This is a genomic window from Tardiphaga sp. GW822-FHT04G09 (assembly GCF_058800725.1).
In genome coordinates, this window is the sequence record NZ_JBXAMO010000004.1 from 373169 (window position 1) to 392997 (window position 19829).

At 61.6% G+C, this 19829-nt stretch carries 21 protein-coding genes; 8 read left to right on the forward strand and 13 right to left on the reverse strand.

Annotation, left to right across the window (positions count from 1 at the left end):
* The first annotated feature begins 89 nt into the window (after positions 1-89).
* From AC1RLZ_RS10860 to AC1RLZ_RS10875, 4 genes are all read left to right on the forward strand, one after another.
* Positions 90-2579 (forward strand): PAS domain-containing protein, encoded by a 2490-nt coding sequence (locus AC1RLZ_RS10860; protein ID WP_493188609.1) that lies wholly within the window; start codon positions 90-92, stop codon positions 2577-2579.
* Positions 2580-2710: 131 nt separating this feature from the next.
* Complete coding sequence (locus AC1RLZ_RS10865) at positions 2711-3130, forward strand: DUF1236 domain-containing protein (RefSeq protein WP_493188610.1); 420 nt, start codon at positions 2711-2713, stop codon at positions 3128-3130.
* 166 nt (positions 3131-3296) lie between these two features.
* The gene (locus AC1RLZ_RS10870) at positions 3297-4268 is read left to right on the forward strand and encodes an acyl-CoA desaturase (protein WP_371424055.1); all 972 of its coding nucleotides are present in this window, start codon (positions 3297-3299) and stop codon (positions 4266-4268) included.
* A 65-nt stretch (positions 4269-4333) separates the two neighbouring features.
* Complete coding sequence (locus tag AC1RLZ_RS10875) at positions 4334-4573, forward strand: hypothetical protein (protein ID WP_371424056.1); 240 nt, start codon at positions 4334-4336, stop codon at positions 4571-4573.
* Positions 4574-4629: 56 nt separating this feature from the next.
* Here AC1RLZ_RS10875 and AC1RLZ_RS10880 read toward each other — a convergent pair whose 3' ends face one another.
* Positions 4630-5298 carry an MBL fold metallo-hydrolase gene (locus tag AC1RLZ_RS10880; RefSeq protein ID WP_493188611.1) on the reverse strand — a complete coding sequence of 223 codons (669 nt, stop codon included), beginning with the start codon at positions 5296-5298 and terminating at the stop codon, positions 4630-4632.
* A 150-nt stretch (positions 5299-5448) separates the two neighbouring features.
* The gene (locus AC1RLZ_RS10885; protein ID WP_493188612.1) at positions 5449-6573 is read right to left on the reverse strand and encodes a vWA domain-containing protein; all 1125 of its coding nucleotides are present in this window, start codon (positions 6571-6573) and stop codon (positions 5449-5451) included.
* Between the two features lie 136 nt (positions 6574-6709).
* Here AC1RLZ_RS10885 and AC1RLZ_RS10890 point away from each other — a divergent pair, with 136 nt between their 5' ends.
* Positions 6710-7204, forward strand: coding sequence for an MmcB family DNA repair protein (locus AC1RLZ_RS10890; protein ID WP_493188613.1), 495 nt, complete (start codon positions 6710-6712; stop codon positions 7202-7204).
* Between the two features lie 14 nt (positions 7205-7218).
* Here the strand turns inward: AC1RLZ_RS10890 and AC1RLZ_RS10895 are convergent, their stop codons facing one another.
* Positions 7219-7773, reverse strand: coding sequence for an ActR/PrrA/RegA family redox response regulator transcription factor (locus AC1RLZ_RS10895; protein ID WP_089263491.1), 555 nt, complete (start codon positions 7771-7773; stop codon positions 7219-7221).
* Positions 7774-7988: 215 nt separating this feature from the next.
* Between AC1RLZ_RS10895 and AC1RLZ_RS10900 the strand changes: the two genes are divergently transcribed.
* Positions 7989-9227 carry an MFS transporter gene (locus tag AC1RLZ_RS10900; protein WP_493188614.1) on the forward strand — a complete coding sequence of 413 codons (1239 nt, stop codon included), beginning with the start codon at positions 7989-7991 and terminating at the stop codon, positions 9225-9227.
* Here AC1RLZ_RS10900 and AC1RLZ_RS10905 read toward each other — a convergent pair.
* A complete protein-coding gene (locus AC1RLZ_RS10905; protein ID WP_493188615.1) occupies positions 9224-9721 on the reverse strand; it encodes a VOC family protein in 498 nt (165 codons plus the stop codon). The two genes, AC1RLZ_RS10900 and AC1RLZ_RS10905, sit on opposite strands and share 4 nt — an antisense overlap.
* A 139-nt stretch (positions 9722-9860) precedes the next feature.
* Complete coding sequence (locus AC1RLZ_RS10910; RefSeq protein ID WP_493188616.1) at positions 9861-10406, reverse strand: carboxymuconolactone decarboxylase family protein; 546 nt, start codon at positions 10404-10406, stop codon at positions 9861-9863.
* A 178-nt stretch (positions 10407-10584) separates the two neighbouring features.
* Here AC1RLZ_RS10910 and AC1RLZ_RS10915 point away from each other — a divergent pair, with 178 nt between their 5' ends.
* Both AC1RLZ_RS10915 and AC1RLZ_RS10920 read left to right on the forward strand, forming a co-directional pair.
* The gene (locus tag AC1RLZ_RS10915; RefSeq protein ID WP_493188617.1) at positions 10585-11769 is read left to right on the forward strand and encodes an acyl-CoA dehydrogenase family protein; all 1185 of its coding nucleotides are present in this window, start codon (positions 10585-10587) and stop codon (positions 11767-11769) included.
* A 163-nt stretch (positions 11770-11932) separates the two neighbouring features.
* Positions 11933-13069 carry an acyl-CoA dehydrogenase family protein gene (locus AC1RLZ_RS10920; protein ID WP_493188618.1) on the forward strand — a complete coding sequence of 379 codons (1137 nt, stop codon included), beginning with the start codon at positions 11933-11935 and terminating at the stop codon, positions 13067-13069.
* 75 nt (positions 13070-13144) lie between these two features.
* Here the strand turns inward: AC1RLZ_RS10920 and AC1RLZ_RS10925 are convergent, their stop codons facing one another.
* The 8 genes from AC1RLZ_RS10925 to AC1RLZ_RS10960 all read right to left on the reverse strand — a co-directional run bounded on the left by AC1RLZ_RS10925 (position 13145) and on the right by AC1RLZ_RS10960 (position 19767).
* Positions 13145-14185, reverse strand: coding sequence for an amino acid ABC transporter substrate-binding protein (locus tag AC1RLZ_RS10925; RefSeq protein WP_493188694.1), 1041 nt, complete (start codon positions 14183-14185; stop codon positions 13145-13147).
* An 82-nt stretch (positions 14186-14267) separates the two neighbouring features.
* Positions 14268-14870, reverse strand: coding sequence for a L,D-transpeptidase (locus tag AC1RLZ_RS10930; RefSeq protein ID WP_371423918.1), 603 nt, complete (start codon positions 14868-14870; stop codon positions 14268-14270).
* Positions 14871-15030: 160 nt separating this feature from the next.
* Positions 15031-15180: a DUF2474 domain-containing protein gene (locus AC1RLZ_RS10935; protein WP_493188619.1), complete on the reverse strand. Its 150-nt coding sequence runs from the start codon at positions 15178-15180 to the stop codon at positions 15031-15033.
* Positions 15180-16181: a cytochrome d ubiquinol oxidase subunit II gene (gene cydB, locus AC1RLZ_RS10940; RefSeq protein ID WP_493188620.1), complete on the reverse strand. Its 1002-nt coding sequence runs from the start codon at positions 16179-16181 to the stop codon at positions 15180-15182. Before cydB ends, AC1RLZ_RS10935 begins: the two co-directional genes overlap by 1 nt.
* Complete coding sequence (locus AC1RLZ_RS10945) at positions 16178-17587, reverse strand: cytochrome ubiquinol oxidase subunit I (protein WP_493188621.1); 1410 nt, start codon at positions 17585-17587, stop codon at positions 16178-16180. The genes cydB and AC1RLZ_RS10945 overlap by 4 nt, the downstream gene beginning before the upstream one ends.
* An 80-nt stretch (positions 17588-17667) precedes the next feature.
* A complete protein-coding gene (locus tag AC1RLZ_RS10950) occupies positions 17668-18219 on the reverse strand; it encodes a thioredoxin family protein (protein ID WP_493188622.1) in 552 nt (183 codons plus the stop codon).
* 24 nt (positions 18220-18243) lie between these two features.
* Entirely contained in the window at positions 18244-18933 is a 690-nt protein-coding gene (locus AC1RLZ_RS10955) for a cytochrome c biogenesis CcdA family protein (RefSeq protein ID WP_493188623.1), read from the reverse strand.
* Positions 18934-19155: 222 nt separating this feature from the next.
* On the reverse strand, positions 19156-19767 hold the full coding sequence (locus AC1RLZ_RS10960; RefSeq protein ID WP_371423924.1) for a sigma-70 family RNA polymerase sigma factor: 612 nt from the start codon (positions 19765-19767) through the stop codon (positions 19156-19158).
* Between the last annotated feature and the right edge of the window lie 62 nt (positions 19768-19829).

Consider the following 19829-nt stretch of genomic DNA (forward strand, 5'->3'; position numbering starts at 1 on the left):
GCGCGATCGACGACGATTTGCGCGGGGTCTGACAGGGCGCTAAGTTCCCGAGATACGCCAGACTGGTCTTGCGTACCGATTGCTCGCAGATGTTGGACGTCCATCCATCGAACTCAGTCGATTTCCTCGCCGGTGGCGGCGAGATGGGCGCGCTCATGCGTGCTTACGACTGGAGGAGCAGCCCGCTCGGCGCACCGGATACCTGGCCGCAAGGTTTGCGGACGGCGATCCGCATCATTCTCAATACGCGCCATCCGATGTTCATCTGGTGGGGCCCGGAGCTCATCCAGTTCTACAACGATGCCTATAGCGAGACGATGGATGCACAACAGCATCCGCGCGCGCTGGGCAGCCGGGGCCGGGAATTCTGGCAGGAAATCTGGCCCATCATCGGCCCGCAGATCGAGCAGGTGATGTCCGGGCAGGGCGCCACCTGGCATGAGCACCAGCTGGTGCCGATGACCCGGCACGGGAAAGTCGAAAACAGCTACTGGACCTATGGCTATAGCCCGCTAGATCTCGATGACGGCATCGGCGGCGTGCTTGTCATTTGCAGGGACGTCACGCAGGACCACAGAGTCACGGTAGCTTTGCGTGAACGCGAGGCGGAGCTCGCGCGCGTGCAGGAGATCGGCCAGATCGGCGGTCTCGAAGTCGATCTGCGCACCGGATTCCGCAATCGCCGTTCGCCTGAATATCTGATCGTTCACGGCCTGCCACCGGACGCAGCAAACGAGTCCCACGAGGATTGGGTTAGCCGTATCCATCCCGAGGATCGTGAGGCGACCGAGCAGAAATTTCGCGAGGCCGTGAACAGCGGCGTGCGTGATTACACGGCGCAGTATCGCATCATTCGTCCGAGCGATGGTGAGACCCGCTGGATTTCCGTGCGGTCGTATATCGAGCGCGACGAGGCGGGAAAACCGCTGCGTCTGGTCGGTGCACATACGGACGTCACCGATCAGGTGCTCGCCGAGAAGGCTCTTCGCAAGAGTGAGGAAGAAGCGCGTCAGCTCGCTGCAAAACTCGCAGACCTCAATGCGACGCTGGAGCAGCGCGTGCGCGACAAGACGCGCGAGCGCGACCGGATCTGGAGCGTGTCGCAGGATTTGTTGATGGTCTCCGACTATGACGGCGTCTGGCGCACGGTGAATCCTGCGTGGACGCGTACGCTCGGCTGGAGCGAGGCGGAGCTGCTCAACAAGACCTCGCGCTGGCTCGAACATCCCGACGATCAGGCCAGGACGGTGGCCGAGATCGACAAGCTTGCCAGGGGGCAACCGACGATCCGCTTCGAGAATCGCTTCCGCCACAAGGATGGCTCCTATCGCTGGCTGTCCTGGACGGCGGTGCCGGATGAGAACCAGATCTATTGCGTGGCGCGCGACGTCACCGCCGAGAAGGCCGCCACCGAGCGGCTGAAAGTGACTGAAGAAGCGCTGCGGCAGTCGCAGAAGATGGAAGCCGTCGGTCAGCTCACCGGCGGAATCGCGCATGACTTCAACAATCTGCTCACCGGCATCGTCGGCTCGCTCGACCTGATGCAGACACGGCTCGATCAGGGCCGCACCGACAATATCACGCGCTATATCAACGCTGCGATGACCTCGGCCAATCGTGCAGCGGCGCTGACGCATCGGTTGCTGGCCTTCGCACGGCGGCAACCGTTGATTCCAAAATCCGTCGACGTCAACGCGCTGATCGTGTCGCTGGAAGATCTGCTGCGCCGGACCATCGGTGAGACGCTTGACCTCGATATCGCCGCAGCACCGGATCTGTGGTGCACATTGTGCGATCCGAACCAGCTGGAGAGTGCACTGCTCAATCTTGCGATCAATGCGCGCGATGCGATGCCCGATGGTGGGCGGTTGCAGATCGCGACACGGAATATGCGCGTCGATGCCGTCAATGCCGATGCCCCGGCACTGATGCCTGGCGATTATATCTGCATCAGTGTGAGTGACAGTGGCATGGGCATGAGTCCGGAAGTGGCGGCGCGCGCCTTCGATCCGTTCTTCACGACCAAGCCGATCGGGCAGGGCACCGGCCTTGGCCTGTCGATGATCTACGGCTTCGCGCGCCAGTCCAATGGACATGTCTGCATCGACAGCAGGCTCGGCGTCGGGACGACCGTGAAACTGTACCTGCCGCGTCATGAAGGCGACGCTGCCGCTCATGATGCCAATCCCTTGAAGGGCGATCAGCACGCGGCCACAGGAGAAACCGTGCTGGTGGTCGAGGATGAGCCGGTGGTGCGCTCGGTCATTATCGAGATGTTGCAGGACGAGGGCTACCGCGTGCTCGAAGCCGTCGACGGGCCATCCGGCCTGCGGGTTCTGCGCGAGACACCGCAGATCGATCTTCTGGTCACCGATGTCGGACTGCCGGGCATGAACGGCCGTCAACTCGCAGATCAGGCGCGCGAGACGCGACCGAATCTGAAAATCCTGTTCATTACCGGCTATGCCGAAAGCGTTGCCATGGCGAAGGGCTTTCTGCTGCCCGGCATGGAAATGATCACCAAGCCGTTCGACCTCGACAATCTCTCCCAGCGCATCCGCGCGATGGTCACGGACTGATCGTTCGGTTCCATATATCTCCCAGTATTTCAGTCTCTACGCGTGTGTTCGGACAGTTCAATCTCCGGAACCATTGCGCGGTCGCGAACTTGTATCGGCGTAATACCGATCAATCAAAACTGGAGATCATCATGATCCGCCGTCTTCTTGGAACCGCTGCCATCGTCGCCACGATGGCTCTTCCCGCTGTTGCTCAGGCTCAGGGTGTCCCCGGAGGCATTGAGCGTGGTGCACGCGATGGCGAGCGCGCCGCCGGCCCTGTTGGCGCTATCGTGGGTGGCACCATCGGTGGTGTCGTCGGCGGTGTGGCCGGTGTGCTCGGTGTCGACGACCGACCCCGTTTTCGCAACTATGTCGTGGAACAGCGTCGCCCATCCTACACCTATCGCGACGAAGTCCGTGTCGGCGCCGTGCTGCCGGAGAGCGGTGTGACCTATTACGAGGTTCCCGCCGAATATAGTTCCGCCCGTGAATACCGCTACACCGTGGTCAATGGTCGCACGGTTCTCGTCGAGCCGCGCACCCATCGTATTGTCGAAGTGATCGATTAAGCCGATCAATAAACGACTTTTCGAACAGGCCGCCGTCCGGCGGCCTGTTTTGTTCCGCCCCTTGCTGACAGCGTGTCTATGGTCAGTACCGATGTTCTCGCGTAGAGAAGTGTCGGGGAATCACACGAGCACCACGCGGCGATCAATCGCCCGGATGCGGAGTTAAATGGCCGTCAGCAATCGCGACCAGATCACCCCTGCCATCGCACTCGATGTTCCACTAGCCGATCGCGCCGAGACGGGTCTTGCATTACCGGATGGCGTGCAGCCCTATCGCATCGATTGGCTCAATACGCTCACCATTGGTGTTTTTCACGCGCTCGCACTGCTCGCTCTGATGCCAATGTTCTTCAACTGGACTGCGGTGATTGTCGCGATCATCGCAGCGCGGTTGTTCGGCCTCATCGGCATCAATATCGGCTATCACCGGCTGCTGACCCATCGCGGTTTCAAATGCCCGAAATGGCTGGAGCATGCCTTCGTTGTGGTGGCGATCTGCTGCGCCGAGGATACGCCGGCGCGCTGGGTTGCGATCCATCGCCGTCATCACGAGAAGTCTGATGAACAGCCGGATCCGCACAGCCCGCTCGCCGGCTTCTTCTGGGGCCACATGGGCTGGCTGCTGGTGAAGAATCCGGATCTGTCCCGTCTCGGTATTTATGACCGTTATGCGAAGGACGTCCTGCGCGACCCGTTCTATGTCGCGCTGGAGCGCAATCTCTGGCAGCTGAAGATCCTGCTGATCCAGATCAACGTGTTCTTCTTTGCGGGCCTGGTTGGCAAATTGCTGTGGGGCGGCTCATGGCCCGAGGCAGTGCAGTTCGCTCTCAGCATCGTCATCTGGGCGGTCTTCGTGCGAACCGTCTTCGTCTGGCACCAGACCTGGGCGGTCAATTCGGTCACCCATATCTGGGGTTATCGCAACTACGCGACCGATGAGGACAGCCGCAACAATCTGTTTATCGGCTACCTCGCCCATGGTGAGGGCTGGCATAACAACCATCATGCCGATCAGCGCTCGGCGCGCCACGGTCATCGCTGGTGGGAGTTTGATACCACCTATCTGACCATTCGCCTGTTGGAGAAGCTCGGGCTGGTATCGGACATCGTCCAGCCGCGGCATACGACGAAGAGCTAAGCGCGGTCAGGTCCGGCTATGCCACACGAGGTGCAACTTTTCGTCACAATCGACGTTAGTTCCCCATGATGACGAAGCCCGATATCTGGTACGTGGCATTTGGCCCCGACAAGTCCGTGAAATCCGATACCCGCGTGGCAAACGGTGTGCGGACGACCAGGACTTTCAAATCCGAAATCGATGCGAAGCTGTTCGCCCGGGAAATCCTCGCCAAGGGCTGGACCGCGACAGCCGGCACACTCAATCCCTACCAGCCCAAGCGCACCATTGCGGCATCGCAGGTCGAGGATTGGGCAAATCCTTGAAAGCCCTGGGAAGCATTCCTTGCTCCCCAAAGGCCCAGTCGCCGCTCATGGCAGGATTACGCCTGGCCGGTGAGGAACGGGTTGGTCATGCGCTCCTGGCCAATGCTGGAGCCGGGGCCGTGACCGCAGATGAACCCGACATCGTCGCCGAGCGGCAGCAGCTTGGTGGTGATGGAATTGATCAGCGCCTCGTGGCTGCAGCCCGGGAAATCGGTGCGGCCGACCGATCCGGCGAACAGGACGTCGCCGACATGGGCGAATTTCATCGCCTTGCTGTAATACACAACGCTGCCGGGTGAATGGCCGGGGCAGTGCAGGATGTCGAATGAGAGGCCGCCGACGCTGACGGTGTCGCCTTCCTCGAGCCAGCGGTCCGGCTTGAAGTTCCTGACGCCGGTCATACCATATTTGGCGCCGCTGTCCTCGACGAGATCGAGCAGGAACTCATCGGCGCGATGCGGGCCGATGATCTCGACCTTCAGTGCCTCGCGCAGTTCGTCGGCCCCGCCGACATGGTCGATATGGCCGTGGGTCAGCCAGATCTGCTCGACCTTCACATTGGCCTTGGCAATGGCGTCCAGGATCAGCGGCACGTCGCCGCCGGGATCGATCACCACGGCCTGTCGCGTGGCTTCATCCCACAGCAGCATGCAGTTCTGCTGAAACAGCGTCACCGGAATGATGGTGCCGCCGGCCTGGGCTTTATGTTCGGTTTCATCTGTCATCGCGCCACAATGCTGATTTTTGCGGGCGAGAAAAGGGGAATCTGGGCGTTTCTGCCCTGCCGTCATTGCCGGGCTTGACCCGGCAATCCGTCGTTCGAAGGCAGATGAATACGCCGGCTGAGCCCGCATATGGCTGCCTTTGCTTCTCGACTACTTCTTCAACTGCACCTTCAACGTCGCTTCCACCTCGCGGTCGAACGAGGATGCCTTGGCCGGCGCCTTGTCGCGCTGGGTCATGAGATATGCATCGCGCTTGGCCACCAGCACGGTCAGCCTGTCGTTCAGCGCCTTGCGATCGTTCATTTGCTTGTCGAGTTCATCGGCACGCTGCTGCGGCGACAGTTTGCGAATGGCCTCGGGCAATTCATCTTCCTTCACGCTGTCGAGCTTCTGCTTGCCGGCGGAGACGTCGCTGACAAGATCGCCGCCGCCAGTCACGGCTTCCGACGACACTTTCGCGCGCTTGTTGATATAGCTCGCCATATCGGAGGCAGAAGCCGGTGCCGCTGCTGCGACTTCCGACAGCTGCCGTGTCTGGGTTTCGGTGCGCTTCTGTAGCGCGCGGGGACCATAGGGGATCACCGTCTTGTTGATGTCGTTCTGCAGGATGATGATCTCTTCGTCATAGGGCGTTTCGATGATCACCACTTGCCCGCCATCCTGCGGGATCGCGATGAAACGGCCGTCGCCGCGCTGTGCGATATCGCGCCAGGCCTTTTCTGTATCGCGGGCGCCACCCGCCAGCACGGCATTGACGATGATGTCCTTCTGCTTCGCGACCTCAAGCGTGGTCATGTATTTGGTGTCCTGCGCGTAATCCATATGCGGCGGCGCATCGCCGACCAGGAAGACGATACGGCGGGCGGCGCTGCTCTTGGTCCATTGCAGCTTGTTGACGGCGACATCGAGCGCCTCGTTGACGCTTTCCGGCCAGTCGCCGCCGCCCTGGGCACGCACCTGCAGCAGGTTGGCATACAGATCCTGGATATCGGTGGTGAGCTCGAAGGTCTTGGTGACGTAATCGTCGCCGATGTCGCGATAGGCGACGAGGCCCATGCGGATGTCGGCATCGGGATTGCTGTCGAGGATCGTGGTCGCGATCGACCAGATCTTGCGCTTGGCACCCTCGATGAGCCCGCTCATCGAACCGGTGGTGTCGAGCACGAAGGCGACTTCGACGGTCGGCTTTGCATGCGCGGAACCGGCGAAAATCGCTTGCGGCAAAGTTGCGGCAGCGGCGATCAGGATGACGCGACTGATATGGGCTAAGCTCATGGGATTTCTCCGTAATCCGGGCTGCTGCGATGATTTTGGCACACGCCGTCGCTTGCGGCCGGCTTGCGACATCCGTGCGGCTGACTTGCGGGAGACGTGATGGGCGGTCCCGCCGAAATCGGCTAAGTTTGTCGCTATGGAATCGAATGCCGTTCACACCCCCGCGCTGATTTTCGACCGCCGTCAGTCGGAGACGGCGTTGGCGATCGCGCGCGGAACCACCCGATTGCTGCGGTCGCTGGGATTTTCATGCGTCAGTGAACTGTCATTGCCGTCCGGACGGCGCGCCGATCTGGTGGCGCTGAACGAGCGCGGCGACATCTGGATCGTCGAGATCAAATCCTCGATCGAGGATCTGCGGGCGGATCAGAAATGGCCCGACTATCGCGCCCATTGCGACCGGCTGTTCTTCGCCTTCACGCAGGATCTGTCTTGCGATATTTTTCCCGGCGACACCGGCCTGATCGTGGCGGATGCCTATGGCGCGCATGTGCATTGCGATGCGCCGGAGCATCGCCTGCCGGCGCCGACACGCAAGGGCATGATGCTGCGCTTCGCGATGACCGCAGCGCACAGACTCAATAGGCTTCACGACCCTCAGGGTCATGCAGCCTATCCGAACGAGATCTAGCTTTTAAGGAAGGCTCAGCGCGGCGCGCGCTTGGCGAGAATGCGCTGCAGCGTACGGCGATGCATGTTCAGACGACGTGCGGTCTCCGAGACATTGCGATTGCACATCTCATAGATCCGCTGGATGTGTTCCCAGCGCACGCGGTCGGCCGACATCGGATTGTTCGGCAATTCGGACTTGTCGTTGTCGATCGCGAGCAGGGCCGCAACGACGTCGTCGGCGTCGGCCGGCTTTGACAGATAGTCGACGGCGCCCATCTTCACCGCGGTCACGGCGGTGGCAATGTTGCCATAGCCCGTGAGCACGATAGCGCGCGCATCAGGGCGTTGCTGCTTCAGTGCCGATACGACATCGAGGCCGTTGCCGTCACCGAGGCGAAGATCAACCACGGCAAAAGCGGGCGCCGATTTGCTGATCTGGGCAAGACCTTCGGAAACGGAGTCGCAGGAGGTGACCGTGAAGCCGCGCGTTTCCATCGCACGCGAAAGACGCTCCAGAAACGGCTTGTCGTCCTCCACGATCAGGAGCGAGCGGTCGGTCTGTTCAGTCACTTCGGCGAGCGCATTCACGGTTCAAAATCCTCCATATCCAATACTCTATCATATGGCGGCGCTGAATGCAGCTGCCAAGGGTGTGAAGATTTGAATGGCTTGATTGTGAAGTTAATCCAATCGCGATTTTCACCGGTAAAACGGGTGGTTAATTCCGATCAGGATGGTACATCAGCGCGGCGTGTTGTCGCACAGCGGCATCATGGAGGAAACGTAATGAAAGCAGATCCGGAATGGACGCGACTTCACCTGAGATAAATGACGAGACATCGGCTCGTTACGACGGCTGGCGTATCGTCGGTGTTTGTTTCCTGCTCGCAACATTTGGCTGGGCGCTCGGCTTCTATGGCCAGAGCGTCTATCTCGCGGAACTTCAGCGCGTGCATGGCTGGCCGGCTTCGACCATCGCAACGGCCACCACGTTCTTCTATCTCGTCGGCGCATTTCTTGTCGCATTTGTGAGCGAGGCGATGCGTGCGCTCGGGCCACGCAACTGTTTGCTGGCCGGCGTCGGTGTGATGGCCTTTGCTACCATTCTGCTCGGACAGATCACGTCGCCGTGGCAACTCTACGCGGTGAATGTGCTGCTCGCATGCGGTTGGGCCGGCACCAGTCTCGGTGCCATCACCAACACGCTTGGTCTGTGGTTCGACAAGAAGCGCGGCATGGCCATCAGCCTTGCGCTGAATGGTGCCAGCTTCGGCGGCATCGTCGGCGTGCCCTTGATGGTCGCGGCGAGCAATGCTTTCGGCTTCGGCGGCGCAACCATCGCCGCAGCCGTCGCGATGCTCGTGCTGCTCGTCCCGGTGATCATCATCTTTGTCGGCCATCCGCCGCATCGCGCACTATCCGCTGCGCAGGGCGGTGCTGCCGCCACGGCCAATGCGCCATCGTCGACGCGGATTCGCGCGGAGGCGATGCGCAACGTGGCGTTCCTGACGCTCACCACTGCCTTCGCATTCGGATTGTTTGCGCAGGTCGGCTTCATCGTTCACCTGATCTCGTTTCTCGATCCGGTGATCGGCCGCGAACGTGCAGCGGCCGCAGTATCGCTGCTGACATTGATGGCGGTGGTCGGACGCGTGCTGTTCTCCACGGTGATCGACCGGCTCAATCAGCGACTGGCCTCGGCGCTGTCGTTTCTCAGTCAGGGCGTTGCGCTCGCCATTGTCATCAATTCGCGTAACGAGGCGCTGTTGTTCTTTGCCTGCGCACTGTTCGGATTCTCGGTCGGAAATCTGATCACGCTGCCGGCGCTGATCGTGCAGCGCGAATTTGCTGCACGGTCGTTCGGGGTGCTGGTCAGCCTGATCACGGCGGCGACGCAAGTCACCTACGCCTTCGGTCCGGGCATCGTCGGCTGGCTGCGCGATTTTTCGGGCAATTACGCCGTGCCGTTCTACGTCTGCATGGCGTTGCAGGTGGCCGCCGCCATGTTGATCATGGTGCGGGGGAAAAAGGCGAGCGTCTAGCTCACCCGCTGCTTCAGCAGCTCCTCGACGTCCAGCCGCTTGGTGAACATCGCAATGTCGCCATTGGCGTCCCGCGGCCACTCTGCCTCGGGGCGATCCCAATACAGTTCGACACCATTCTCGTCGGGGTCGCGCAGGTAAAGCGCTTCGCTGACGCCGTGGTCGCTGGCGCCGTCGAGCTGAATGCCCGCCGAGAGCACGCGGTGCAGGGCGTCGGCCAGCGCCGCCCGGGTCGGATACAGGATCGCGGTATGAAACAGACCTGTCGTGCCGGGCGCCGGCGGATGACCCCCTTTGCTCTCCCAGGTGTTGAGGCCGATGTGATGATGGTAGTCGCCGGCCGCGATGAAGACAGCCTGATCGCCATAGCGCGCTTTGATCTGAAATCCCAGCACGTCGCGGTAAAAGCCGAGCGAGCGCTCAAGATCGGCAACTTTCAGGTGAACGTGCCCGATCCGAGTACCTGCGGGGATCGGTCGGATTTGGTCGGGCATGGGAAGCTCCTGAGTGGCGTGACGCTCACGATGACTTAGTCACGCGATCGCAGGATGGGTAGAGCATCCCGGCGAAACCCATCGTTTCCGGAAACTGGATTGGTGGGTCTCGCTCCGCTCTACCGCATCCTGCGGGGACTCACGCGAGCTCGGAGACCTGCCCGTCCGGCAGGCCGAACTCGTAGGTGTTCAGCGTCATCGAGACCATTGTGTAATAGCCGCACAGGCCGATGATCTCGACGAGGCCCTGCGCGCCCAGTGTCTCGTTGGCTTCGTCATAGAGTGGCTTGGAGAGGCCCTGCGCTTCGTGCAGCGATTTGGCGACATCATAGATCACCCGCGCCTTCTTCTCGCTGAAACTCGGCGTCCGCCGGTTCTTGATATCCTCGATGATGGCCGGATCGAGCCCGCCATCCAGCGCCATCTTCTTGTGTGCGTACCATTCGAAATGCGCGGTCCAGTGCCGCGCTGTAACCAGGATCGCCAGTTCGGCATGCGCCGGTGTCAGCGTGGTGTCATAGCGGAGAAAGGCGCCGAGGCGCGCCGCATGCCGTGCCATGGTCGGGCTGGCGAGCCAGGCCATCATCGGCTCCGGCGGGCGTCCGCGCTTGCTGGCGATCGACTCGTCATAGATTGACTTCTGATCTTCGGACATTTCGCCAGGCGAAAGCAGCTTGATGCGCATGTTGTTTCCTCGTGTGGTTTGTTGGCTGTCGCTTCCGCGATACACCGGAACGCCGGTGCTGGCCACACTCTCTGCGCCTCGCAGCAGGCCATTGAATTCCGCGAACTGGCGAGTAAGCTCGCCGGCAACAACAAAGCAGATGCGCCAGCATCTTGCGCCAAAGTGGATGGAAACCCTGATGTCGGATCTCGAAAAATTCCGCAGCGATACCCGCGCCTGGCTCGAGGCCAATTGCCCGCCGGAAATGCGCAAGCCGATGAGCTCGGACGAGGATACGTTCTGGGGCGGCCGCAATGCGAAGTATTCATCGGAGCCGCAGCGCATCTGGTTCGAGCGGATGCGCGACAAGGGCTGGACCGTGCCGCATTGGCCAAGGGAGTATGGCGGCGGGGGACTCGACGGCGAACAGACGAAGATCCTGCGGCAGGAAATGGCCGCGATCTCCGCGCGCCTGCCGCTGGTGTCGTTCGGCATTTCCATGCTCGGGCCGGCGCTGCTGAAATACGGCACCGACGCTCAGAAGAAAGAGCATTTGCCGAAGATCGCCGCGGGCCTGATCCGCTGGTGCCAGGGTTATTCCGAACCCAATGCCGGCTCCGATCTGGCCTCGCTGCAGACGCGCGCCGAGAGCGACGGCGATGACTACATCATCAATGGCCAGAAGATCTGGACGTCCTACGCGAACTATGCCGACTGGATATTTTGTCTGGTGCGTACCGACGCATCCGGCAAGAAGCATGACGGCATCAGCTTCATCCTGTTCGACATGGCATCGAAGGGCGTTTCGACCAAGCCGATCCTTTTGATCTCCGGTAAGTCGCCATTCTGCGAGACCTTCTTCGACAATGTGCGCGTACCGAAATCCCATGTGCTCGGCACCGTCAATCGCGGCTGGGACGTCGCGAAATATCTGCTGCAGCATGAGCGCGCGATGATCTCCGGCATGGGCGAGCGCGGCGCCGGCCGGCCGCTCGGCCAGGTCGCAGCGGATTCGATCGGCTCGGACGCGCAGGGCCGTCTCGACGATGCAATGCTGCGCGCACAGATCGCCAGCTTCGAAGTCGATGAAGCTGCATTGGCCTGCGCAGCGGAGCGCGCGGTCGATCTGGCCAAAGCCGGGCAGGCGCATCCGGCCTTTTCGTCGGCCATGAAATATTACGGCACCGAGCTCAACAAGCGTCGCCATGAAATCCTGATGTCGTCAGGCGGCATCGATGCGCTGGAATGGGAAAGCCAGCGCTCGCATGAGGGTGCACGTCCGCGTGCGTGGCTGCGCACCAAGGCGAATTCGATCGAAGGCGGCACCAGCGAGGTGATGCTGGGGATCGTTGCGAAGCGCATTCTGGATTTGCCGGGGGCGTAGAGCGCGATCCTCATCCTGAGGAGCCGCGCTCTTTGCGCGGCGTCTCGAAGGATGTGCCAAGCAACTCATGGTTCGGGACGGCGCAAGAGCGCCTCCTCACCATGAGGCCTGCGAGTTTCACGTTATTCACGTCAGCAGTTACTCCGAACCACCGGGAATCAAAATGGCCCTCCTCCTCAACGAAGAACAGACAATGCTGCGCGACAGCGCCCGCGGCTTTATCGGCGACAAAGCGCCGGTCAGCCATTTCCGGCAGTTGCGCGATAGCAAGGATGCGACCGGATTTTCCCGCGACCACTGGCGCGCATTCTCCGAAATGGGCTTTGCCGGACTGCTGGTGCCGGAAGCCCTGGGCGGCAGCGGGCTCGGCGCTGTCGAGGCCGGCGTGGTGATGGAGGAAATCGGCCGCACGCTGATGCCGTCGCCATTCTTCTCCACCGGCGTGCTGGGTGTCTCGGCGCTGAAGGGCGGCAGCGATGCGCAGAAGGCGGAATACCTGCCGAAGATTGCCGGTGGTGCGCTGCTGGCGGCGCTGGCCATCGACGAAGGCGCGAAACATCGCCCGCTGCAGACGGCGATGAAGGCCGCGCGCTCCGGCAATGGCTTCAAGCTGAACGGCGCGAAGGCCTTCGTCGTCGATGGTCACACGGCAGATCTCCTGATCGTCGCGGCGCGCAGCGCAGGTGCGCCGGGCGAGCGCGACGGGCTTACGCTGTTTCTGGTGGATCCGAAGGCCAAGGGCATCGCGCTGGAGCGCACCGCGATGGTGGACTCGCACAATGCGGCGCGGGTCACGTTCGAGAATGTCGAGGTTACCGCCGACAGCGTACTCGGCGATGTCGATCAGGGCGGCGCATTGCTGGACGGCGTGCTGAATATCGGCCGGGGCGCGGTGGCGGCTGAGATGGTCGGCCTGTCAGACGAAGTGTTCGGCCGCACCGTGACCTATCTCAAGGAGCGCAAGCAGTTCGGCAAACTGATCGGTGAGTTCCAGGCGCTGCAGCACCGCGCCGCGCATCTCTATACCGAGATTGAAGTGACTCGTGCTGCGGTACTGAAAGCGTTGCAGCTCATCGACGACGGCGCACCGACGGTGGCTGCCGCGATTGCTGTCGCCAAGGCCAAGGCCGGCACCACAGCGACGCTCGCTGTGCAGGAAGGCGTGCAGATGCATGGCGGCATGGGCATGACGGACCAGTTCGACATCGGCTTCTTCATGAAGCGCGCGCGGGTCTGCCAGGAATTGCTCGGGGACAGCAATTACCACGCCGATCAACTGGCGCGGCTGAAGAATTATTGAGGCGCTGCCCTTAACCTCTCCCCGCCCGTGCGAAGCGAAGCTTCGCTAGGCGGGGAGAGGTTGGAAAGAAGTAGCTTACCTGATCGGCGGCGCGTATTGGATGCCGCCGGCGCTCCAGATCTGGTTGAGGCCGCGCGGGATCTTCAGTTTCGAGCCCTCGCCGATATTGCGATCATAGACTTCGCCGTAGTTGCCGACATGGCGGATGATGCGTGCAGCCCAATCCTTCGGGAGGTTGAGGTCTTCGCCATAAGCGCCTTCGGTGCCGACCAGGCGCATCACGTCGGGCTTCTTGGACTTCAGGGCCTCGTCGATGTTCTTCGAGGTGATGCCGAGTTCTTCCGCATTGATCATGGCGTAAAGAGTCCACTTCACGATCATCATCCAGTCGTCGTCGCGCTGGCGCACGACAGGCGCGAGCGGCTCCTTGGAAATGACATCGGGCAGGATCACATGATCGTCGGGCTTGCCCATGGTCAGCCGCAGCGCATAGAGCTGCGATGCATCCGCCGTGAAGGTGTCGCACTGGCCGGAATTATAGGCCTTGAGGACTTCGTCCAGCTTGGGAAGCTTCACTTCGGTGTATTTGATGTTGTTGCTGCGGAAGTAGTCGGCGAGGTTCAGCGCCGTCGTGGTGCCGTCCTGGACGCAGACCTTGCTGCCATCGAGCTCCAAGGCGGAATCGATCTTGCGGGACTTCGGCACCATGAATCCCTGGCCGTCATAATAGGAGACCGCGGGGAAATAGAGATCGTAATTGGTTTCGCGCGACATGCTCCAGGTGGAGTTGCGCGACAGGATATCGACCTTGCGGCTCTGCAGTTCCTTGAAGCGGTCTGAGGCGTCGAGCGGAACGAAGGTCACCTTCTTCGGATCGTTGAAGATCGCAGCGGCGACGGCGCGGCAGAAGTCGACATCGAAGCCGGTCCAGTTGCCTTGCGCATCCGGGGCCGAGAAGCCGGGCAGGCCGGTATTGACGCCGCACAGCACGGCGTCGCGTTTGACGGTGCGCTTCAGCGTCTTGGTGTCGTAGCGCTCATAGGTGATCGCAGCTGCGGCCACCGCCGTGGCAACCACCAGGCCAATGGCCAGCCCGGTCGTAAAAGTCCGCTTCATCCCCATGCGAAGTCCGCCCCGTAATCAGAGAAAGATATGTCAGTGAAAAACTGGATCGAAGAGCTGCGCGACGAGGCGCAGATCAGATTTCAGGCTTCTGCCGCACGATGACCTTGGTGCCCACGGGGATCCGGTCATAGAGGTCGGCGACATCCGCATTGACCAGCCGGAAGCAGCCGGACGATACGGCGGTGCCGATGGTGTCGGGCCGGTTGGTGCCGTGGATGCGATAGACGGTGGCGCCGAGATAGAGCGCACGGGCGCCGAGCGGATTGCCGGGGCCGCCGGCCATGAAACGTGGAAGGTAAGGCTGGCGCGCGATCATTTCCGGCGGCGGCGTCCAGTCCGGCCACTCCGCCTTGCGCGAGATCTTCAAGAGGCCCTGCCAGGTGAAGCCGTCGCGGCCAACACCGATACCGTAGCGCAGCGCGCGGCCATTGCCCTGCACCACATAGAGATGGCGCTCGGCGGTGGCGATGATGATGGTGCCCGGCGCTTCGGTGGTGCGGTACAGCACCATTTGCTTCTGGTATTCCGGCGGCAGTTCAACGCCATCATCAGCGATCAGGCCGGGCTCGTCGCCGACATCGGGGCGCTGCTGTTGCGCGACGCTGTGCGTGATCGACAACATCAAGCCGGCTACGACGGCAAGCTGAAGCCCAAGCAGGCGGCGGATGTTGATCATCGCAGGGATCTCCGGTTTCGCGTCCGTCAATTTTGTACCACCCCAGCCAAATCACGGGAACCATGAAATCATGGGCACTGCAACAGCGCTGCGTGTGCGCGCTGGGTTGTGCGGCAGTCTTGCCGGCCGCGAGTGACGATTTGATTAAAAGCCGCCGTGTTTATTTCGACGCGATCCAGAGGCGCAGCGCATAGCTGACAAGCGTCACGCTCGCGACGCCGCCGAGCCACAGGGCAACGAACCATAGCAGGCGCTGCATCAGCGGGCGTTTATCCGAAGGAACAGGCTCTTGCTGCGACGCAGGTGTCATCAGTGATAGCCCGCGCCGGCGCGAACCTTGCCGCGAAACACGTAATAGGCCCAGGCGGTGTAGCCGAGGATGACCGGCACCAGCACGGCGACGCCGTAGCTCATGAAATGCAGGCTGTTGTCGGGGGACGCCGCCTGCCAGATGGTGATGCTGCGCGGCACGATATAGGGCCACATGCTGATGCCTAATCCCGCATAGGACAACGCGAACAGCGCCAGCGACAGGAAGAACGGCCGATGATCCTGTTTGGCGGCGAGGCTGCGCATCAGCAGCGCGGTGATCGCGGCGACCGCGATCGGCACCGGCGCCGTCAGGAGCAGGTTGGGCCAGGCGAACCAGCGCCGCGCATATTCGGCATCCAGAAATGGCGTCGCTATGCTGACAAGGCCGATGGCGGCGAGCATGGCGAAGAGCAGCCACCAGCTCAGCCGATAGGCCTGATCACGCAATGCGCCTTCGGTCTTCATCACCAGCCAGGTGGCGCCGAGCAGACCATAGCCGGCCATCAGCGCGAGGCCGGTCAGCACGCTGAACGGCGTCAGCCAGTCCCACCAGCCGCCGCCATAATGCCGGCCGTTGACGGTGATGCCTTGCAGGATCGCGCCCAGCGCCACGCCCTGCGCCAGCGTGGCTATCAGCGAGCCGCCGGCAAAGGCGATGTCCCACAGATTGCTCTCGCGCGTGGTGCGCCAGCGAAACTCGAAGGCGACACCGCGAAACACGAGGCCGAGCAGCATCACGATCATCGGCGTGTACAGCGCCGGCATCAGCACCGCATAGGCCAGCGGAAACGCTGCCATCAGCCCGCCGCCGCCGAGCACCAGCCAGGTCTCGTTGCCGTCCCAGACGGGAGCGACCGAGTTCATCATGACGTCGCGGTCTTCCTTTTTCGGAAACAGCGGAAACAGCATGCCGAGGCCGAGGTCGAAGCCGTCCATCACGACATAGACGAACACGGCAAAGGCGATGATGAAGGCCCAGATGACAGCGATGTCGATCATGACGCGTGCCCCGATGCGGCTGCGCCGACAGCCGGTGTGATGCCCGCCGCACGGCTCGGGACGTCGCCGGCCGGGCCCTGCTCACCATGATGCGGTGGCGCGGCCATGAGTCGCAGCATATAGATCGTGCCGGCGGCGAACACCGCGAAATAAACAATAGCAAATGCAATCAGCGACGACGCAACGGCCGGTGCCGCCAGCGGCGAGACGGAGTCGCTGGTCCGCAGCAGGCCGAATACCGTGAAGGGTTGCCGCCCGGTTTCGGTGGTCACCCAGCCGGCCAGCACGGCGATGAAGCCGGCCGGTCCCATTGCGAGGGCGAAGCCGTGGAGGAAGCGCGACTCATAGAACTTGCCGCGGAAGCGCATGAACAGGCTGAGCAGTCCTAATCCCAGCATCAGGAAGCCGATGCCGACCATGATGCGGAACGACCAGAAGGTCACCGGCACCGGCGGCCAGTTTTCGCGCGGAACAGTATCGAGCCCGGCCATCGGTGCATTGAGATCATGCTTCAGGATCAGCGATCCGAGCTTGGGGACTTCGATGGCGTAGTTCACTTTGCCTTCAGTCTGGCTCGGGATGCCGAACAGGATCAGCGGCGCGCCGTGAGGGTGGCTCTCGAAGTGACCTTCCATGGCCATGATCTTGGTCGGCTGATGCTCAAGTGTGTTGAGGCCGTGCTGATCGCCGGCCAGGATCTGCAGCGGGGCGACCAGCGTGGCCATCCACATTGCCATGGAGAACATCACGCGAGGGCCCGGCAGGCGCGAGTCCTTGAGGAGATGCCAGGCGCCGACTGCACCCACCACGAAGGCCGTGGTGAGATAGGCCGCCAGCACCATATGCACGAGTCGATATGGGAAGGACGGATTGAAGATCACCTTCCACCAGTCGGCCGCAACGAACTGGCCCGCGTCGTTGATGCTGTAGCCGGCCGGCGTCTGCATCCAGGAATTGGCTGAGAGGATCCAGAATGCCGAGAACAGCGTGCCGATCGCAACCATCAGTGTGGCAAGGAAATGTAGCTTGTGACCGACACGTTCGAGTCCGAACAGCATGACACCGAGAAAGCCTGCTTCAAGGAAGAAGGCGGTGAGGACTTCATAGGCCATCAGCGGCCCGATGATCGGCCCGGTCTTGTCGGAGAAGGCCGACCAGTTGGTACCAAACTGGTAGGACATCACGATGCCCGAAACGACGCCCATGCCGAAAGCGATGGCGAAAATCTTGAGCCAGTAGTTGAACAGATTGATGAAGACGTCGCGCCCGGTCCACAGCCATAGCGCTTCCAGTACGGCGAGATAGCTTGCAAGTCCGATCGAGAACGCCGGGAAGATGATGTGAAACGATACGGTGAACGCGAACTGCGCTCGGGCTAATATGACAGGGTCAAAGCCTTCGAACATTTGCATCCGTCCAATTTTAGCTACTGGACGGATGCTATCATGCGGTTCTGGCTACGCCTACACGGCAATAATTTCGCGCGTTAGCTGCTCGCGCTCAGCAACTTCTTGATAATACTATCCATCTGCTCATATTGGCCTTCGCCGTCGTGCTGGTAGACAATTTGTCCACTCTGGTCGACGATGTATTGCGCGGGCCAATAGCGGTTGCCGTAGGCGTTCCAGGTCTTGGACTCATTGTCCTGTGCTACGGGATAGGTGATGCCGTGGCGCTTCAACGCGTTCTGCACATTGCTGGCGGATTTCTCGAAAGGGAATTCCGGCGTGTGAACGCCGACAATGACGAGGCCGCGATCCCCATATTTGGCGTGAAGCGCCGTGACATGCGGCAGCGTGTTGACGCAGTTGATGCAGCCATAGGTCCAGAAGTCCACCAGCACGACCTTGCCGCGCAGGTTCTTGATATCGAGCGGCGCGGAATTGAACCAATTGCTGATGCCGGTGAAATTCGGCGCACTGCCTTGTACCGCTGCGATCTGCACCGGTGCGGTTTCGGCGCCAAATCCCGGCGCGGTCGCACCAAACAGGCACAGCGTGATCAGTGAGGCCGATGTCGCGAGCGAACGTATCGTCATGGCAATCTCCGTTGTCTCAGGGTGTCAAAGGCCGATCTGGCCGCTTGGGTAAAATCCTGTCAGCCACGCGACGATCAGCGTGTCGTACTGAAAGTAGGAGGCGATCGCGAAGCCGATCACGAGGACGCCGAAGGCCTGCTGCAGCCGCGGCGTGATGCGGGCGAGGCTGCGCACGCGCGTCGTCACGGCCTGTCCGCCATAGGCGATGATGAGCATCGGAATGGCGGCGCCGATCGTATAGGCAATGAGAAGGACACTGGCCCAGACGACGTCCTTCGACGTGGCGATGATGGTCAGGATCGAACCCAGCACGGGGCCGGCACAGGGTGTCCAGACAAGACCCAGCGTGGTGCCAAGCACGAAGCCGCCGAAATTGCTGAGATCCGTGCCGGTGGAATGGCTGGCGAGCCCGCCGATCCGGCCCGTCAGCCATTCGAACGGCGTGGGGAAGATCATCAGTAGTCCGAAGCCGAGCAAGAGCACAGCGGCAGCGGTCCGCAGGATATTCGGATCGAAGTCGAAGATCTGCGTCAGCCCGCCGAGCAGCAGCGCGACGGCCGAGAACGATACCACGAAGCCGAAGGCGATCAGCGCCGGGCGAATCCGGCTGGTCTCGCCCACGGAGGATCCGAGCAGGATCGGCAATACGGGGAGCGTGCAAGGTGTCGCGATCGTTATGATACCAGCGAGCACAGCGAGCAGAAGATTGAGCATTGGTCTCATCCATCCAGCGCCGGCGATCAGGCCTGTTGGCATGACGCGCGCTTGATGGTCTTCGGCTGATGCCGGACGGATGTTACGCGGCGGGCGTCACGTGTTCGTGTTCTCGCTTATAGGGCCAGACAAAGAACGACCCGGAAGGGGGCATCCCGTCCGGGTCGTTGGAGGCTGGAGGTTCAACGCGAAATCGGGTCGGAAACGGGGAGCGAATACGGATTACGCTGCGATGCTGTCGATGCCGGCGGTCTTCAGGAGATCGGCGAGCTGCTTGCGGGCGTAGAACATGCGGGTCTTGACCGTCGATGCGGGGATACCGATCATGCTGGCGACCTCTTCCACTGACTTCTCATGATAATAGACGAGGTTGACGATCTCGCGATGCGCCGGCGACAGCTTGGCGACACAGGCGCGAAGAATGGCGCTGGTGCGGCTGCGATCGAGCGAGGCTTCCGGCGTGTCCGCATGGTCGGCGATTTCCATGACATCGTCCTGATCGATGTCTTCATATTTGCGCTGGCGCAGCGCGGTCAGCGCCTTGAAGCGCGCGATCGACAACAACCAAGTGGAAACCTGCGAACGGCCTTCGAACTGGCTGGCGGTCCGCCACACGTCGAGGAATACCTGGCTGACTAGATCTTCCGCCGCCGACGTGTCACGCAGCATGCGGAGAACGAAGCGATAGACCCGCACATTGTGCCGGGCATAAAGCGTGTGCATCGCCGAGCGGTCGCCGCCCGCGATATTCTCAAGCAGCATCTCGTCCGAGGTGGCGCGGGCCGTAATGATACCCTGCTGACCGGCGGCATTGAGGGCGATGACGTTCTGCATGACTAGCTCCCGTAAGAGACCGCGTTGCGGCTTCGTTGGGAGGATTGTTAAGGAGCCCGGGT

Coding starts and splice junctions, on each gene's coding strand:
- AC1RLZ_RS10860 (WP_493188609.1), top strand. CDS start 90: ATGTTGGACGTCCATCCATCGAACTCAGTCGATTTCCTCGCCGGTGGC.
- AC1RLZ_RS10865 (WP_493188610.1), top strand. CDS start 2,711: ATGATCCGCCGTCTTCTTGGAACCGCTGCCATCGTCGCCACGATGGCT.
- AC1RLZ_RS10870 (WP_371424055.1), top strand. CDS start 3,297: ATGGCCGTCAGCAATCGCGACCAGATCACCCCTGCCATCGCACTCGAT.
- AC1RLZ_RS10875 (WP_371424056.1), top strand. CDS start 4,334: ATGATGACGAAGCCCGATATCTGGTACGTGGCATTTGGCCCCGACAAG.
- AC1RLZ_RS10880 (WP_493188611.1), bottom strand. CDS start 5,298: ATGACAGATGAAACCGAACATAAAGCCCAGGCCGGCGGCACCATCATT.
- AC1RLZ_RS10885 (WP_493188612.1), bottom strand. CDS start 6,573: ATGAGCTTAGCCCATATCAGTCGCGTCATCCTGATCGCCGCTGCCGCA.
- AC1RLZ_RS10890 (WP_493188613.1), top strand. CDS start 6,710: ATGGAATCGAATGCCGTTCACACCCCCGCGCTGATTTTCGACCGCCGT.
- AC1RLZ_RS10900 (WP_493188614.1), top strand. CDS start 7,989: ATGGACGCGACTTCACCTGAGATAAATGACGAGACATCGGCTCGTTAC.
- AC1RLZ_RS10905 (WP_493188615.1), bottom strand. CDS start 9,721: ATGCCCGACCAAATCCGACCGATCCCCGCAGGTACTCGGATCGGGCAC.
- AC1RLZ_RS10910 (WP_493188616.1), bottom strand. CDS start 10,406: ATGCGCATCAAGCTGCTTTCGCCTGGCGAAATGTCCGAAGATCAGAAG.
- AC1RLZ_RS10915 (WP_493188617.1), top strand. CDS start 10,585: ATGTCGGATCTCGAAAAATTCCGCAGCGATACCCGCGCCTGGCTCGAG.
- AC1RLZ_RS10920 (WP_493188618.1), top strand. CDS start 11,933: ATGGCCCTCCTCCTCAACGAAGAACAGACAATGCTGCGCGACAGCGCC.
- AC1RLZ_RS10925 (WP_493188694.1), bottom strand. CDS start 14,185: ATGAAGCGGACTTTTACGACCGGGCTGGCCATTGGCCTGGTGGTTGCC.
- AC1RLZ_RS10930 (WP_371423918.1), bottom strand. CDS start 14,870: ATGATCAACATCCGCCGCCTGCTTGGGCTTCAGCTTGCCGTCGTAGCC.
- AC1RLZ_RS10935 (WP_493188619.1), bottom strand. CDS start 15,180: ATGACACCTGCGTCGCAGCAAGAGCCTGTTCCTTCGGATAAACGCCCG.
- cydB (WP_493188620.1), bottom strand. CDS start 16,181: ATGATCGACATCGCTGTCATCTGGGCCTTCATCATCGCCTTTGCCGTG.
- AC1RLZ_RS10945 (WP_493188621.1), bottom strand. CDS start 17,587: ATGTTCGAAGGCTTTGACCCTGTCATATTAGCCCGAGCGCAGTTCGCG.
- AC1RLZ_RS10950 (WP_493188622.1), bottom strand. CDS start 18,219: ATGACGATACGTTCGCTCGCGACATCGGCCTCACTGATCACGCTGTGC.
- AC1RLZ_RS10955 (WP_493188623.1), bottom strand. CDS start 18,933: ATGCTCAATCTTCTGCTCGCTGTGCTCGCTGGTATCATAACGATCGCG.
- AC1RLZ_RS10960 (WP_371423924.1), bottom strand. CDS start 19,767: ATGCAGAACGTCATCGCCCTCAATGCCGCCGGTCAGCAGGGTATCATT.